This is a genomic window from Pseudomonas sp. NMI542_15 (genome assembly GCF_021283425.1).
In the GTDB taxonomy this organism is placed as follows: Bacteria; Pseudomonadota; Gammaproteobacteria; order Pseudomonadales; family Pseudomonadaceae; genus Aquipseudomonas; species Aquipseudomonas fortuita.
Genome location: NZ_JAJSRO010000008.1, coordinates 14,963 through 29,000 on the forward strand (window position 1 = coordinate 14,963; position 14,038 = coordinate 29,000).

The 14,038-nt window shown below is 60.7% G+C and carries 13 protein-coding genes; 10 read left to right on the forward strand and 3 right to left on the reverse strand.

Annotation, left to right across the window (positions count from 1 at the left end; genetic code table 11):
• The first annotated feature begins 52 nt into the window (after positions 1-52).
• The 5 genes from lpdA to LU684_RS13640 all read left to right on the forward strand — a co-directional run bounded on the left by lpdA (position 53) and on the right by LU684_RS13640 (position 6,402).
• Positions 53-1,489: a dihydrolipoyl dehydrogenase gene (gene lpdA / locus LU684_RS13620; protein ID WP_016488278.1), complete on the forward strand. Its 1,437-nt coding sequence runs from the start codon at positions 53-55 to the stop codon at positions 1,487-1,489.
• A 172-nt stretch (positions 1,490-1,661) separates the two neighbouring features.
• On the forward strand, positions 1,662-2,828 hold the full coding sequence (sucC, locus tag LU684_RS13625; protein WP_008091914.1) for an ADP-forming succinate--CoA ligase subunit beta: 1,167 nt from the start codon (positions 1,662-1,664) through the stop codon (positions 2,826-2,828).
• On the forward strand, positions 2,828-3,712 hold the full coding sequence (gene sucD / locus LU684_RS13630; RefSeq protein WP_003254203.1) for a succinate--CoA ligase subunit alpha: 885 nt from the start codon (positions 2,828-2,830) through the stop codon (positions 3,710-3,712). The genes sucC and sucD overlap by 1 nt, the downstream gene beginning before the upstream one ends.
• A 393-nt stretch (positions 3,713-4,105) precedes the next feature.
• Positions 4,106-5,419: a branched-chain amino acid transport system II carrier protein gene (gene brnQ, locus LU684_RS13635; protein ID WP_016488277.1), complete on the forward strand. Its 1,314-nt coding sequence runs from the start codon at positions 4,106-4,108 to the stop codon at positions 5,417-5,419.
• A 233-nt stretch (positions 5,420-5,652) separates the two neighbouring features.
• The gene (locus LU684_RS13640) at positions 5,653-6,402 is read left to right on the forward strand and encodes a DUF599 domain-containing protein (RefSeq protein ID WP_060516951.1); all 750 of its coding nucleotides are present in this window, start codon (positions 5,653-5,655) and stop codon (positions 6,400-6,402) included.
• A 67-nt stretch (positions 6,403-6,469) separates the two neighbouring features.
• Here the strand turns inward: LU684_RS13640 and LU684_RS13645 are convergent, their stop codons facing one another.
• Positions 6,470-6,754 (reverse strand): hypothetical protein, encoded by a 285-nt coding sequence (locus tag LU684_RS13645; RefSeq protein ID WP_016488275.1) that lies wholly within the window; start codon positions 6,752-6,754, stop codon positions 6,470-6,472.
• A 154-nt stretch (positions 6,755-6,908) separates the two neighbouring features.
• Between LU684_RS13645 and LU684_RS13650 the strand changes: the two genes are divergently transcribed.
• From LU684_RS13650 to LU684_RS13665, 4 genes are all read left to right on the forward strand, one after another.
• On the forward strand, positions 6,909-7,385 hold the full coding sequence (locus tag LU684_RS13650) for a PaaI family thioesterase (RefSeq protein WP_016488274.1): 477 nt from the start codon (positions 6,909-6,911) through the stop codon (positions 7,383-7,385).
• Positions 7,382-7,864 (forward strand): PaaI family thioesterase, encoded by a 483-nt coding sequence (locus LU684_RS13655; RefSeq protein ID WP_016488273.1) that lies wholly within the window; start codon positions 7,382-7,384, stop codon positions 7,862-7,864. The genes LU684_RS13650 and LU684_RS13655 overlap by 4 nt, the downstream gene beginning before the upstream one ends.
• Before the next feature lie 69 nt (positions 7,865-7,933).
• Positions 7,934-9,838, forward strand: coding sequence for a molecular chaperone HtpG (htpG, locus tag LU684_RS13660; RefSeq protein ID WP_070086416.1), 1,905 nt, complete (start codon positions 7,934-7,936; stop codon positions 9,836-9,838).
• Between the two features lie 78 nt (positions 9,839-9,916).
• Positions 9,917-10,642: a dienelactone hydrolase family protein gene (locus tag LU684_RS13665; protein ID WP_016488271.1), complete on the forward strand. Its 726-nt coding sequence runs from the start codon at positions 9,917-9,919 to the stop codon at positions 10,640-10,642.
• Between the two features lie 115 nt (positions 10,643-10,757).
• Here the strand turns inward: LU684_RS13665 and LU684_RS13670 are convergent, their stop codons facing one another.
• Positions 10,758-11,621: a pirin family protein gene (locus LU684_RS13670; RefSeq protein ID WP_060516953.1), complete on the reverse strand. Its 864-nt coding sequence runs from the start codon at positions 11,619-11,621 to the stop codon at positions 10,758-10,760.
• A 117-nt stretch (positions 11,622-11,738) separates the two neighbouring features.
• Here LU684_RS13670 and LU684_RS13675 point away from each other — a divergent pair, with 117 nt between their 5' ends.
• Positions 11,739-12,743 carry an amidohydrolase family protein gene (locus LU684_RS13675; protein ID WP_145913930.1) on the forward strand — a complete coding sequence of 335 codons (1,005 nt, stop codon included), beginning with the start codon at positions 11,739-11,741 and terminating at the stop codon, positions 12,741-12,743.
• 73 nt (positions 12,744-12,816) lie between these two features.
• Here LU684_RS13675 and fabB read toward each other — a convergent pair whose 3' ends face one another.
• Positions 12,817-14,037 carry a beta-ketoacyl-ACP synthase I gene (gene fabB / locus LU684_RS13680; RefSeq protein ID WP_232894734.1) on the reverse strand — a complete coding sequence of 407 codons (1,221 nt, stop codon included), beginning with the start codon at positions 14,035-14,037 and terminating at the stop codon, positions 12,817-12,819.
• Position 14,038 lies beyond the last annotated feature (1 nt).

Genomic DNA, 14,038 nt, shown 5'->3' on the forward strand with positions numbered 1-14,038 from the left:
TGCTGGTCTTGCGGCTTGCGGCTTGCCGCTTGAAGCTAAAAAGGAATCTTTTATGACCCAGAAATTCGACGTAGTGGTGATTGGTGCAGGTCCTGGCGGCTATGTAGCTGCCATCAAGGCTGCCCAACTTGGTCTGAAGACTGCCTGTATCGAGAAATACACCGACGCCGAGGGCAAACTGGCCCTGGGCGGCACCTGCCTGAACGTAGGTTGCATTCCGTCCAAGGCGCTGCTGGACAGCTCCTGGAAGTACAAGGAAGCCAAAGAGAGCTTCAACGTCCACGGTATCTCCACTGGCGAAGTGAAGATGGACGTCGCCGCGATGGTTGGCCGCAAGGCTGGCATCGTCAAGAACCTGACCGGTGGCGTTGCCACCCTGTTCAAGGCCAACGGCGTTACTTCGATCCAGGGCCACGGCAAGCTGCTGGCTGGCAAGAAAGTCGAAGTCACCAAGGCTGACGGCACCACCGAAGTCATCGAAGCCGAGAACGTCATCCTGGCTTCCGGCTCGCGCCCGATCGACATTCCGCCGGCTCCGGTTGACCAGAACGTCATCGTCGACTCCACCGGCGCCCTGGAATTCCAGACCGTACCGAAGCGCCTGGGCGTTATCGGTGCCGGCGTGATCGGCCTGGAGCTGGGCTCGGTATGGGCTCGCCTGGGTGCTGAAGTCACCGTGCTGGAAGCCCTGGACACCTTCCTGATGGCTGCTGACACTGCCGTGTCGAAAGAAGCCCAGAAGACCCTGACCAAGCAAGGCCTGGACATCAAGCTGGGCGCTCGCGTCACCGGCTCGAAAGTCAATGGCAACGAAGTTGAAGTGACCTACACCAACGCCGAAGGCGAGCAGAAGATCACCTTCGACAAGCTGATCGTTGCGGTCGGCCGTCGCCCTGTAACCACCGACCTGCTGGCTTCCGACAGCGGCGTGACCATCGACGAGCGCGGCTACATCTTCGTCGACGATCATTGCGCCACCAGCGTGCCGGGCGTGTTCGCCATCGGTGACGTGGTGCGCGGCATGATGCTGGCCCACAAGGCTTCGGAAGAGGGCATCATGGTCGTCGAGCGCATCAAGGGCCACAAGGCCCAGATGAACTACGACCTGATCCCGTCGGTTATCTACACCCACCCGGAAATTGCATGGGTCGGCAAGACCGAACAGTCCTTGAAGGCCGAGGGTGTTGAGGTTAACGTAGGCACCTTCCCGTTCGCGGCCAGCGGCCGTGCGATGGCCGCCAACGATACCGGTGGTTTCGTCAAGGTCATCGCCGATGCCAAGACCGACCGCGTGCTGGGTGTACACGTGATTGGCCCGTCGGCTGCCGAACTGGTGCAGCAGGGTGCAATCGCAATGGAATTCGGCACCAGTGCCGAGGATCTGGGCATGATGGTCTTCAGCCATCCAACCCTGTCCGAAGCGTTGCATGAAGCAGCGCTGGCGGTGAATGGCGGCGCCATTCACGTGGCCAACCGTAAGAAGCGTTAATTATAAGAAACCACGGCGGGCAGCCCGTCGTGAGTCTTGCGTGCATGACTCACCGCGGAACGTCCGCCGGACCGGATCACACGGGAAAACCCGGGGTCAACGGTCACAGGTGGTGCGGCGCCAGTAATGGCGCAGCGCCGAAGCGCAGTACCTAACGAAGACGGTAAAAAGCATGAATCTTCACGAGTATCAGGGTAAGCAGCTGTTCGCTGAATACGGCCTGCCAGTTTCCAAGGGTTTCGCAGTCGATACCCCTGAAGCTGCAGCAGAAGCTTGCGACAAGATCGGCGGTTCCGAGTGGGTTGTAAAAGCCCAGGTTCACGCAGGTGGTCGCGGTAAAGCGGGCGGCGTCAAGCTGGTTCGCAGCAAAGAAGACGCCAAGGCGTTCGCTGCGCAATGGTTGGGCAAGCGCCTGGTAACCTACCAGACCGACGCCAACGGTCAGCCAGTGACCAAGATCCTGGTCGAATCCTGCACTGACATCGCCAAAGAGCTGTACCTGGGCGCTGTAGTCGATCGCTCGAGCCGCCGTATCGTGTTCATGGCCTCCACCGAAGGTGGCGTGGACATCGAGAAAGTCGCTCACGAAACTCCTGAGAAGATCATCAAGGCTACTATCGATCCACTGGTCGGCGCTCAGCCGTTCCAGGGTCGTGAACTGGCATTCCAGCTGGGTCTGGAAGGCAAGCAAGTTGCACAGTTCGCCAAGATTTTCGTAGGCCTGGCCAAGCTGTTCAAAGAACACGACCTGGCCCTGCTGGAAGTCAACCCGCTGGTCATCAAGGCCGACGGCGACCTGCACTGCCTGGACGCGAAGATCAACATCGACGCGAACGCCATGTACCGTCAGCCTAAGCTGAAAACCTTCCACGACCCGTCGCAGGACGATCCTCGTGAAGCCCACGCTGCCAGCTTCGAGCTGAACTACGTGGCCCTGGAAGGCAACATCGGCTGCATGGTCAACGGTGCCGGCCTGGCCATGGGTACCATGGACATCGTCAACCTGCATGGCGGCAAGCCAGCCAACTTCCTCGACGTTGGCGGCGGTGCTACCAAAGAGCGCGTTACCGAAGCCTTCAAGATCATTCTGTCCGACAGCAATGTCGCGGCCGTTCTGGTCAATATCTTCGGCGGCATCGTTCGCTGCGACATGATTGCCGAAGGCATCATCGGCGCGGTGAAAGAAGTCGGCGTTAAAGTTCCGGTTGTAGTTCGCCTCGAAGGCAACAACGCCGAACTGGGCGCTAAAGTACTGGCAGAAAGCGGTTTGAACATCATTGCGGCAACCAGCCTGACCGACGCTGCTCAACAAGTTGTCAAAGCTGCGGAGGGCAAGTAATGAGCGTCCTGATCAATAAAGACACCAAAGTCATCTGCCAGGGCTTCACCGGCTCGCAGGGTACTTTCCACTCCGAACAAGCCATCGCCTACGGCACCAAGATGGTCGGCGGCGTAACCCCAGGCAAGGGTGGCACCACCCACCTGGGCCTGCCGGTGTTCAACACCGTCAAGGAAGCCGTGGAAGCTACCGGCGCTGACGCTTCGGTCATCTACGTACCGGCTCCGTTCTGCAAAGACTCGATCCTGGAAGCGGCCTTCGGCGGCATCAAGCTGATCGTCTGCATCACCGAAGGCATTCCTACCCTGGACATGCTCGATGCCAAGGTCAAGTGCGACGAGCTGGGCGTGACCCTGATCGGTCCTAACTGCCCAGGTGTGATCACCCCGGGCGAGTGCAAGATCGGCATCATGCCAGGCCACATTCACCTGCCAGGCAAGGTCGGTATCGTTTCGCGTTCCGGCACCCTGACCTACGAAGCTGTGAAGCAGACCACCGACGCCGGCTTCGGCCAGTCGACCTGCGTCGGCATCGGCGGTGACCCGATCCCGGGTTCCAACTTCATCGACATCCTGAAGCTGTTCCAGGAAGACCCGAAGACCGAAGCGATCGTCATGATCGGTGAGATCGGCGGTTCGGCTGAAGAAGAAGCTGCGGCCTACATCAAGGCCCACGTGACCAAGCCAGTCGTTTCCTACATCGCCGGTGTTACTGCACCTGCGGGCAAGCGCATGGGCCACGCTGGCGCCATCATCTCCGGCGGCAAGGGCACTGCGGACGAAAAGTTCGCCGCCCTGCAGGACGCTGGTGTGAAGACCGTGCGTTCGCTGGCTGACATCGGCAAGGCCCTGGCCGAGCTGACTGGCTGGGAAGCCAAGAAGTAATACTGCTACACCCCCCACGCGCACAGAGGCCACCTTCGGGTGGCCTTTGTCGTTAATGCGCCTGGGTTTCCCGTTTGGGGCTCTTCGCAGGCTAAAAAGATTTTTCGATGGGTTTGATAGGATTTTTCACACAGACCAATGTTTCAATCCGAGGATAATTCCTACTGTCCTCGGTCGCACAGACGACAAACATGTACGCACATCGGACAAGCAGCACTGTGCCAGTGCGTTTGACTGACAAAACAGTTACATTACGCGTTCACTCTGTGCCCGTACCCCAAAAGGGAACGACACGCTAAACGGGTCTGGCCTATCAAGCCGGGCAGCATTTCCCCTCATCCAAAGGGAAATCCCCTCTCGAATCCCGATTTCAGCAGTGTGGTACTACCTTAAATGAAAGTTCTCAAAGGCCAGGATATCCTGGCGCTTGGCTTTATGACGTTTGCGCTTTTCGTTGGCGCGGGCAATATCATCTTCCCGCCTATCGTCGGTCTGCAGTCTGGCCCGCACGTATGGATGGCAGCACTGGGCTTCCTGGTGACCGCCGTGGGCCTGCCGGTCATTACCGTGGTCGCTCTGGCCAAGGTCGGTGGCGGCATGGATGCACTTAGCAGCCCGATCGGCAAGTTCTTCGGCGGCCTGCTGGCGGCGGTGTGTTACCTGTCGGTCGGCCCGCTGTTCGCCACCCCGCGTACGGCGACCGTGTCGTTCGAAGTGGGCGTTGCACCGCTGACCGGTGAAAGCCCGCTGGCACTGTTCATCTACAGCCTCGTGTACTTCGTCGTGGTGCTGGCCGTGTCCATGTACCCGGGCAAGCTGCTCGACACCGTCGGCCGCTTCCTGGCACCGCTGAAGATCATCGCCCTGGCCGTGCTGGGGATTGCTGCCTTCGCGCTGCCAGCGGGCACCATTGGTGAGGCACAGCCGGCCTATGCCGCTGCCGCGTTCTCCAAGGGCTTCTCCGATGGCTACCTGACCATGGATACCCTGGGTGCCTTGGTGTTCGGTATTGTCATCGTCAACGCCATCCGCTCGCGCGGCGTCGAGTCGCCGAAGCTGATCACCCGCTATGCCATCATCGCCGGCCTGATCGCGGGTGTCGGCCTGGCCCTGGTGTACATCAGCCTGTTCCGTCTGGGTGCCGGCAGCCACGACATCGCGGCTGACGCCACCAACGGTGCGGCGGTACTGCATGCCTACGTGCAGCACACCTTTGGTTCGCTGGGCAGCGGCTTCCTCGCTGTACTCATCGCGCTGGCTTGCCTGGTGACGGCAGTTGGCCTGACCTGCGCCTGTGCCGAGTACTTCAGCCAGGTTCTGCCGCTGTCTTACCGTGCGCTGGTGGTGATCCTTGCGGGCTTCTCGCTGCTGATCTCCAACCTGGGCCTGACCAAGCTGATCATGTTCTCGATCCCGGTGCTCACCGCCATCTACCCACCCTGCATCGTGGTGGTCGGCCTGAGCTTCGTGAAAGACTTGTGGAACTCGCCGACCCGCATCCTCGCACCGGTGATGCTGGTTTCGTTGCTGTTCGGCATGGTCGATGCAATCAAGGGCAGCAGCATCGCCCACGTGCTGCCGGACTTCATGGCGCACTTACCGTTGAGCGACCAAGGCCTTGCCTGGCTGGTGCCTTCGGTGGTGACCCTGGTTGGCGCCGTGGCCTGCGACCGCATGCTCGGCAAGCCACGCGAGGCGTTGGCCTGATGGTTGAAGCCTGAGGGCGGCACCGGCCACAAGCCGAAGGGTGCTCGCCAGAGGTCTAGACTCGAAAGCCCCGTATCCGGAAGGATGCGGGGCTTTTTTGTGCGGTCCCTTTGCCCGGTGCGGTCTTTGTGGGAGCCACGCCTATTTCTCTGCACAGCTGTGTCTTTTGCCGCTTGCCAGCGTCGAAACCTGGTCCCTATCCTCTAGGCCTCTGGCGCTTTCGGGAACCCTGCATGAACTTCATCCAAAGCAACTTCAATAACCTGCTGGCCATCGCATGGTTTGCCCTGTGCTGGGGTGGTTATACCCGCTATGCCATCTGGAAGGGCCGCGACACTGCGTGCCTGGCCAGCGTGTTGCACCTTTACCGTGAAGACTGGATGCGCCGCATGCTGCTGCGCGACAACCGCATTGCTGATGCCAGCGTGATCGGCAACCTTGAACGCAACGCGTCGTTCTTTGCCTCCAGCACCCTGATCATCCTTGCTGGCATTCTTACCGTGCTCGGTGCCTCCGACCGTGCGCTCTCGCTGCTGGCAGACCTGCCGCTGGTGCAACAGACCTCCCAGGGCATGTCGGAGATCAAGCTGCTGTGCCTGGCCACGGTCTTCGTCTACGCTTTTTTCACGTTCAGCTGGTGCATGCGCCAGTACAACTTTGCCGCGGTGCTGGTGGGTTCGGCGCCCATGATCGGGGAACGGCTGGTCAATGAGCTGGAGCGCAAGGCGTTCGCGTCGCGGGCGGCACGGGTATTGTCGCTTGCCGCCAACCAGTTCAACCTGGGCTTGCGTTCCTATTACTTCGGCATGGCCATGTTGAGCTGGTTTATCAGCCCGTGGTTGTTCATGGCGATGAGTGTGGGTGTCGTGTTTATTCTGTACCGTCGTGAGTTCCACTCGGATGTGCTGGATGTGATGGTGTTCACACCCACCGAAAGTGTACCGGCAGAGCCTGTCAAGGAAAGCCCCGTGGTCGGCAACTGAAACGTTTAATCGAAAACTTTCAGGCACAAAAAAACCCGACAATGTCGGGTTTTTTTGTTTTAAACAATTACTGTTTGGCAGGTTCAGCCGGAGTAGCTGGCGCGGCTTGCGGAGCCGGAGTAGCCGGTGCGGCTTCTTCGGCAGCCTTCTGCTCGGCTTCGGCCTGATCTTTGGCGGCTTCGGCGTTTTCCTTGGCAGCGTCGTTCATTTTATCCTGAGCTTCGCCCATTTTTTCCTGGGCTTGCTCGGCGTGTTCCTGTGCGTCTTGGGCTTTGTCTTCGCTCGCTTTATCGCAAGCGGCCAGGCCCATGGCAGCAGCCAGCATCAGAGCAAAAGCAAAAGGTTTACGCATGGGTGTGTTTCTCCTTGGTGGAATAAGTGACTTGTTCCTTCGAGTGCAACTATGCGGAATAAGTTCCACGCAGATTACAGATATATAACGCCGTGTTCTACATGGACTTTTTAACGAACTCATGCCGCCGCGTGGCGGCGGGCGGGAACAGCCTATGAGCGATTCAACCTTGATGGCAATGGCCGAGCGGTTTCTCTCGGCGTTAAAACATTGCCAGCTGTTGCAGATGCGTGTGGCGCAGGCTGATGGCGATGGCATGACCTTGGTCCTGCCCTGGTCAGCAGCCATCGTCGGCAACCCCCAGACCGGCGCCGTGCATGGCGGTGCGCTGACTACGCTGATGGACACCACTTGTGGCATGGCCACGCTGTGCGTGCTGCCCCGCTTCGAAGTGTGCCCCACGCTGGACCTGCGCATCGACTACATGCACCCGGCCGAAGCTGGCAAGGACATCTACGGTCACGCCCAATGCTACCGGGTTACCCGCGACGTGATCTTCACCCGGGGCACAGCCTATCAGGACAACCCCGACCAGCCCATCTGCCAGGTGGTGGGGACGTTCATGCGCCTGGGGCAGGAGATCAAGGGCGGTATCCGTTTCGGCAATGGCCTGAAGGAGGGCGGCGCATGATTCCGCATGCGGTTCGCCAGCAACTCAACGCTGCCCACGCGGTCGGTGATTACCGGCCATTGCTGGCGCTGATTCCCTACGCAGGGCTTATCGGCATCGAATGCGAGCGCCAGGGCGATGACCTTCTGTTCCGCCTGCCGGCGAGTGCGGACAACATCGGCAACCCGTTGCTGCCCGCTATCCATGGTGGCGTGATAGCGGGGTTCATGGAGTTGTCCGCCGCGCTGTACCTGCTGATCTACAGCGAAAGCGCGAGTATTCCGAAGATCATCGATTTTTCCATCGACTACCTGCGCGCCGGGCATTTTCGCGATACCTATGCCCAGTGCCAGCTGTGGCGCCAGGGCCGCCGGGTGACCAACGTTGCCATTACCGCCTGGCAAGGCGACAGGCAGGCACCCATTGCCACCGCCCGTGCGCATTTCAAGATCGAGCCGGAAAAGCCCTTGAAATCATCCGCTCAGCCCCCATCTGAATGACATCCGCCATTAACGCAGGCCAAATCGCTTGCCAGGCGCCACTGCCATCAGATCGGAGTTTCGAAGACCATGACTGTGGAAACACAAAAGGAAACGTTGGGCTTCCAGACCGAGGTAAAGCAACTGCTGCACCTCATGATTCATTCGCTGTACTCGAACAAGGAAATCTTCCTGCGGGAACTGATTTCCAACGCTTCCGATGCCGTGGACAAACTGCGCTTCGAAGCCCTGGCCAAGCCAGAGTTGCTTGAGGGTGGCGATGAACTGAAAATTCGCCTGAGCTTCGACAAGGACGCCGGTACCGTTACCCTCGAGGACAACGGCATCGGCATGAGCCGCGAAGACGTCATCGCCCACCTGGGCACCATCGCCAAGTCTGGCACCGCCGACTTCATGAAGAACCTCACCGGTGACCAGAAGAAGGACTCGCACCTGATCGGTCAGTTCGGCGTGGGCTTCTACTCCGCGTTCATCGTGGCCGACAAGGTCGACGTTTACAGCCGTCGCGCCGGTCAGCCTGCTGCCGAGGGCGTGCACTGGTCGTCGAAAGGCGAGGGCGAGTTCGAGGTCGCCACCATCGACAAGCCACAGCGCGGTACCCGCATTGTCCTGCACCTGAAGCAGGAAGAGAAAGAGTTCGCCGATGGCTGGCGCCTGCGCAATGTGGTCAAGAAATACTCCGACCACATCGCCCTGCCTATCCAGCTGCCGAAGGAGCAGGCTGCCGCCGAAGGTGAAGAGCAGCCGGCCGAAGAGTGGGAAACCGTCAACCGCGCCAGTGCCCTGTGGACCCGTCCGCGTACCGAGATCAAGGACGAGGAATACCAGGAGTTCTACAAGCACATTGGCCATGACTTTGAAAACCCGCTGACCTGGAGCCACAACAAGGTCGAAGGCAAGCTCGAGTACAACTCGCTGCTGTATGTGCCGGCCCGCGCACCGTTCGACCTGTATCAGCGCGAAGCGTCGCGCGGCTTGAAGCTGTACGTGCAGCGCGTGTTCATCATGGAGCAGGCCGAATCGTTCTTGCCGCTGTACCTGCGCTTCATCAAAGGTGTGGTCGACTCCAACGACCTGTCGCTGAACGTGTCTCGGGAAATCCTGCAGAAAGACCCGATCATCGAGTCGATGAAGACCGCGCTGACCAAGCGCGTGCTGGACATGCTGGAGAAGCTCGCGAAAAACGAACCCGAGCAGTACAAGGGCTTCTGGAAGAACTTCGGCCAGGTGCTGAAGGAAGGCCCGGCCGAAGATTTCGCCAACAAGGAGAAGATCGCCGGCCTGTTGCGCTTTGCTTCCACCCACGACGACAGCGGCGAGCAGAGCGTTGCCTTGGCCGACTACCTGGCCCGTGCCAAAGAGGGCCAGGACAAGATCTACTACCTCACCGGCGAGTCGTACGCGCAGGTCAAGAACAGCCCGCACCTGGAAGTCTTCCGCAAGAAAGGCATCGAAGTGCTGCTGCTGACCGACCGTATCGATGAGTGGCTGATGAGCTACCTCAACGAGTTCGACGGCAAGGCTTTCGTCGACGTCGCCCGTGGCGACCTGGACCTGGGCAACCTGGATTCGGAAGAGGACAAGAAAGCCCAGGAAGCAGTCGCCAAGGACAAGGAAGGCCTGGTCGAGCGCCTGAAAGGCGCGCTGGGTGACAGTGTTGCCGAAGTGCGCGTGTCGCACCGCCTGACCGACTCGCCGGCGATCCTGGCGATTGGCGAGCAGGACCTGGGCTTGCAAATGCGCCAGATTCTGGAGGCCAGTGGGCAGAAGGTACCGGAGTCCAAGCCGATCTTCGAGTTCAACCCGAGCCACCCGCTGATCGAGAAGCTGGACAACGAACAGAGCGAAGACCGCTTCGCCGAGCTCTCGCATATTCTGTTCGATCAGGCGGCCTTGGCGGCCGGTGACAGCTTGAAGGACCCGGCGGCTTACGTTCGTCGCCTGAACAAGCTGTTGGTCGAGCTGTCTGCTTGAGTTGATGCAAAGGAAAGCCCGCTTCGGCGGGCTTTTTTCATGGCGCGCTTTTCATAGAAAGTGCCTAAGGAGTGCTTGATGAGCAAGGTAATCGTCGAATCGCTGGTTTATCACCTGTCCGGCAAGGCTTACGAAAGCCGGCTGGTCTTTGAGCCAGGTGCGCTGGGCCGCCCAGGCCTGGTGATGGCGCCGAACTGGATGGGTATTGGCGAAGGTGCCGAACGCATCGCCAAGGAAGTGGCCGAGAAGGGTTATGTGGTGCTGATTGCCGACCTGTACGGCCAATCTGTACGCCCGTCCAATGCCGACGAGGCCGGTGCGGCGATGATGCCGTTGAAGAACGACCGTGGCGAGCTGCGCAAGCGTATGCAAGAAGCCCTGGCGCAACTGCTGGGGCAGTCGAAGGCGCTGCTGGAGCCTGGCAAAGTTGCCACGTTCGGCTTCTGCTTCGGTGGTTGCTGTGCCCTGGAGCTGGCCCGTTCTGGCGCCGACCTGCGTGCGGCGGTGTCGTTCCACGGCACGCTGGACACGCCGAACCCTGAAGATGCCAAGCATATCAAGGGATCGGTGCTGGTGTTGCATGGCGCCTCCGACCCGTTGGTGCCGAAAGAGCAGTTGCCAGCATTCGAGGACGAGATGAACGCGGCCAAGGTCGACTGGCAGTTGCTGAGCTATGGCGGAGCGGTGCACTCGTTTACCGACCCGAATGCCAACGTACCAGGCAAGATGCAGTATGACCGCCGCACTTCCGAGCGGGCGTTCCGCTCGATGCACAACCTGCTGACTGAAGTGTTCCAGCGCTGATATAGCAGGGGGCGCTTTGCGCCCCATCGCCGGCAAGCCAGCTCCCACAGTACAGCGTACGCCGCTCTTGGTGGGAACTGGCTTGCCGGCGATGGGCTGCAGAGCAGCCCCAGATTTACCGGGGCAACTCGATCCTTGAGGTTTCCCCCGGCACCACCGGCCAATCCCCCGCAGCCCACCGCGCCCTGGCTTGTTCGATCAGTTCCGGGTCACTGGCCACGAAATTCCAGTTCATCCGCCGCGGCCCATCCAGTGGTGCCCCGCCAATCAGCACCAGCTGGCACTCCCCCTCTGCATACAGGGTCATGTCCTCGCCCTCTGGCAGCACCACCAGGCTGCAAGGCTCCACGTCCTCATCGTTCAGCAACAGCTCGCCATCCAGCAGGTAAAGCGCCCGCTGGACGTGCTCACTCGGTATCAGCAGCGTCGTCGCTGGTTGCATCTGTACATGCGCATAAAGAGTGGGGGAGAGCACCGGCACCGGTGACGCCAGGCAGAACCCGGTGCCGGCAATCATGCAAATGCGCACCCCCAGGTTGTCACTCACCGGCAGGCTCGCCGCCGGGTAGTGGCTGTAGCTCGCCGGGCCTTGCTCGTGCTCCTGTGGCGAGGCTAGCCACACTTGCAAGCCGTGCAGGCACGAGCCATGGGCCAGGGCATCTGCGGGTGTGCGCTCGACATGGGCCACGCCGCTGCCAGCCGTCATCCAGCTGACATCGCCGGGGAGTACCCGCTGCTCCGAGCCGAGGCTGTCCTTGTGCAGGATCGCTCCCTCGAACAGGTAGGTCAGGGTCGACAGGCCGATGTGCGGGTGCTGGCGGATGTCCATGCCATGCCCTGGGGCATAGTCGGTTTCGAGCATGTGGTCGAAAAACACGAATGGGCCGACGCTACGGCACTGGGCTGCCGGCAGCGGGCGCAGGATCGGCTGGCCCTCGACCGATTCGGCACGTGGGCGGATGATCAGGGGGCTGCTCATGCGGTGGGCTCCAGGCGCGGTGGAAATGCCTCAAGCATAGCGGTTTGCCCGCTGTGGCTGAACCGTCTGGATCGCCGGCGGGTCTACTGTTTTCATCACCGGAGAAGGAAGCTGCCCATGATTGCCCGAGCGCTGGCCTGCGTGTTGTTGTCTGGCAGTTTGTGCCACGCGGCACTGGCGCGCGACTACCGCTACAGCGATGCTCACCTGCACTATGTCGACTTCTTCCAGGAAAGCGAAGGCATGCCGGCGTTGCTTAAGGCGATGGATGCTGCGGGCGTCGAGCAGTCGATGATTTCCGGCATCCCGGTGGCCAAGAAATGGCATGAAGACGAGCCCAAGCGCCCGCGCTATTACGCGGGTGACGACGCCGATGCCTACTGGTACAGCGCCACCGACACTTACGTGGCCGCAGCCCTGCAGCAGTTGCCGGTCGAGCAGCGCAAGCGCTTTCATCCGTTCCTGACCGGTTTCAACCCGGTGGACAAGAATGCCGTCAGCCATATTGAGCGCATGCTCGATCTGTACCCAGGGCTGTGGCAGGGCATTGGCGAGGTCTTCACCCGCCACGATGACCTCACGGCGCTGACCAGTGGGGACACGCCACGGGCCAACAACGAAGCCATGACGCGTATCTACCACCTGGCGGCGGAGCGTGACCTGCCGGTGCTCCTGCATTCCAACATCACCTCCAAGCGCGAGCGCAATCCACTGTACCTGGCGGAGATCGAAGAGCCGCTGCGCAATCACCCGCATACGCGCTTTATCTGGGCGCACGCCGGCAGCAGCATGGAGATCCACCGGCACCAGACACAGATGGACTTTTTACTGCCGGTGCTGACGCGGTTGCTGGAGGATTACCCGAACCTCTATGTCGACCTGTCGTGGAGTGTGTTGCAGCCCTACCTGCTGGACGACAAGGGTGTGCCGCGCAAGGAATGGCTGGCGTTGGTCGGGCGGTTCCCGGAGCGGTTTATGCTGGGGTCGGATGTGGTGGGGCGGTTTGGCAGCCTGGGGGAGCAGATGCACGGGTTCAGGCCGTTTCTGGATGCTTTGCCTGAGCATGTAGCGAACAAAGTAGCCCGCGATAACTTTCTGGCTGTGCTGCCCAGGCAAAAATAGGGGTTGCCCGTACGGGCTACACATGAAAACGCCCCGAACCAGTCGGGGCGTTTTCGATTACCGCATCAGCGTCTTACTTGCCTTCCCAGCGCTTGAGCACCAGGGTGGCGTTGGTGCCGCCGAAGCCGAAGCTGTTGCTCATGACCGTGTCGATCTTGGCGTTTTCTTCGGTTTTGCGCAGGATCGGCAGGTCAGCGACCTCCGGGTCCAGCTCGTCGATGTTGGCAGAGCCGGCGATGAAGTTGTTTTCCATCATCAGCAGGCAGTAGATCGCCTCGTGCACGCCAGCAGCGCCCAGCGAGTGACCCGACAGGCTCTTGGTCGAGCTGATCTTCGGTGCCTTGTCGCCGAATACTGCGCGAACGCCCTTGATCTCGGCAACGTCACCGACCGGGGTCGAGGTGCCGTGGGTGTTCAGGTAGTTGATCGGGGTGTCGACGGTGGACAATGCCTGCTGCATGCAGCGGATGGCACCTTCGCCACTCGGGGCAACCATGTCGTAGCCGTCGGAAGTGGCGCCGTAGCCAACGATTTCAGCGTAGATCTTGGCGCCACGGGCCAGGGCGTGTTCCAGCTCCTCGACCACCACCATGCCGCCACCGCCAGCGATGACGAAGCCATCACGGTCAGCGTCGTAGGCGCGAGAGGCCAGTTCCGGGGTTTCGTTGCGCTTGGTCGACAGGGCGCCCATGGCATCGAACAGGAACGACTGGCTCCAGTGCTCTTCTTCACCGCCACCGGCGAAGACGATGTCCTGCTTGCCCCACTGGATCTGCTCCAGGGCGGTACCGATGCAGTGTGCCGAGGTGGCGCAAGCCGACGAGATCGAGTAGTTGATGCCCTTGATCTTGAACGGGGTGGCCAGGCATGCCGAAACGGTGCTGCCCATGGTGCGGGTAACGCGGTATGGGCCGACGCGCTTGACGCCTTTCTCGCGCAGGGTGTCCAGCGCTTCCATCTGGTTCAGGGTCGAGGCGCCGCCGGAGCCAGCCACCAGGCCAGTACGCGGGCTGGAAACCTGCTCTTCGGTCAGGCCGGCGTCCTTGATCGCGTCCTGCATTGCCAGGTAGGCGTAGGCAGCGGCATGGCCGACGAAGCGGTAGACCTTGCGGTCGATCAGTTCTTCGAGGTTGAGGTCGATCGACCCGGAAACCTGGCTACGCAGCCCCATTTCCTTGTAATCCGGGTTGAAACGGATACCCGGACGGCTGTTGCGCAGGTTTTCGGTGACGGTAGCTTTGTCATTGCCCAGGCACGATACGATGCCCAGACCAGTGATAACGACGCGGCGCATG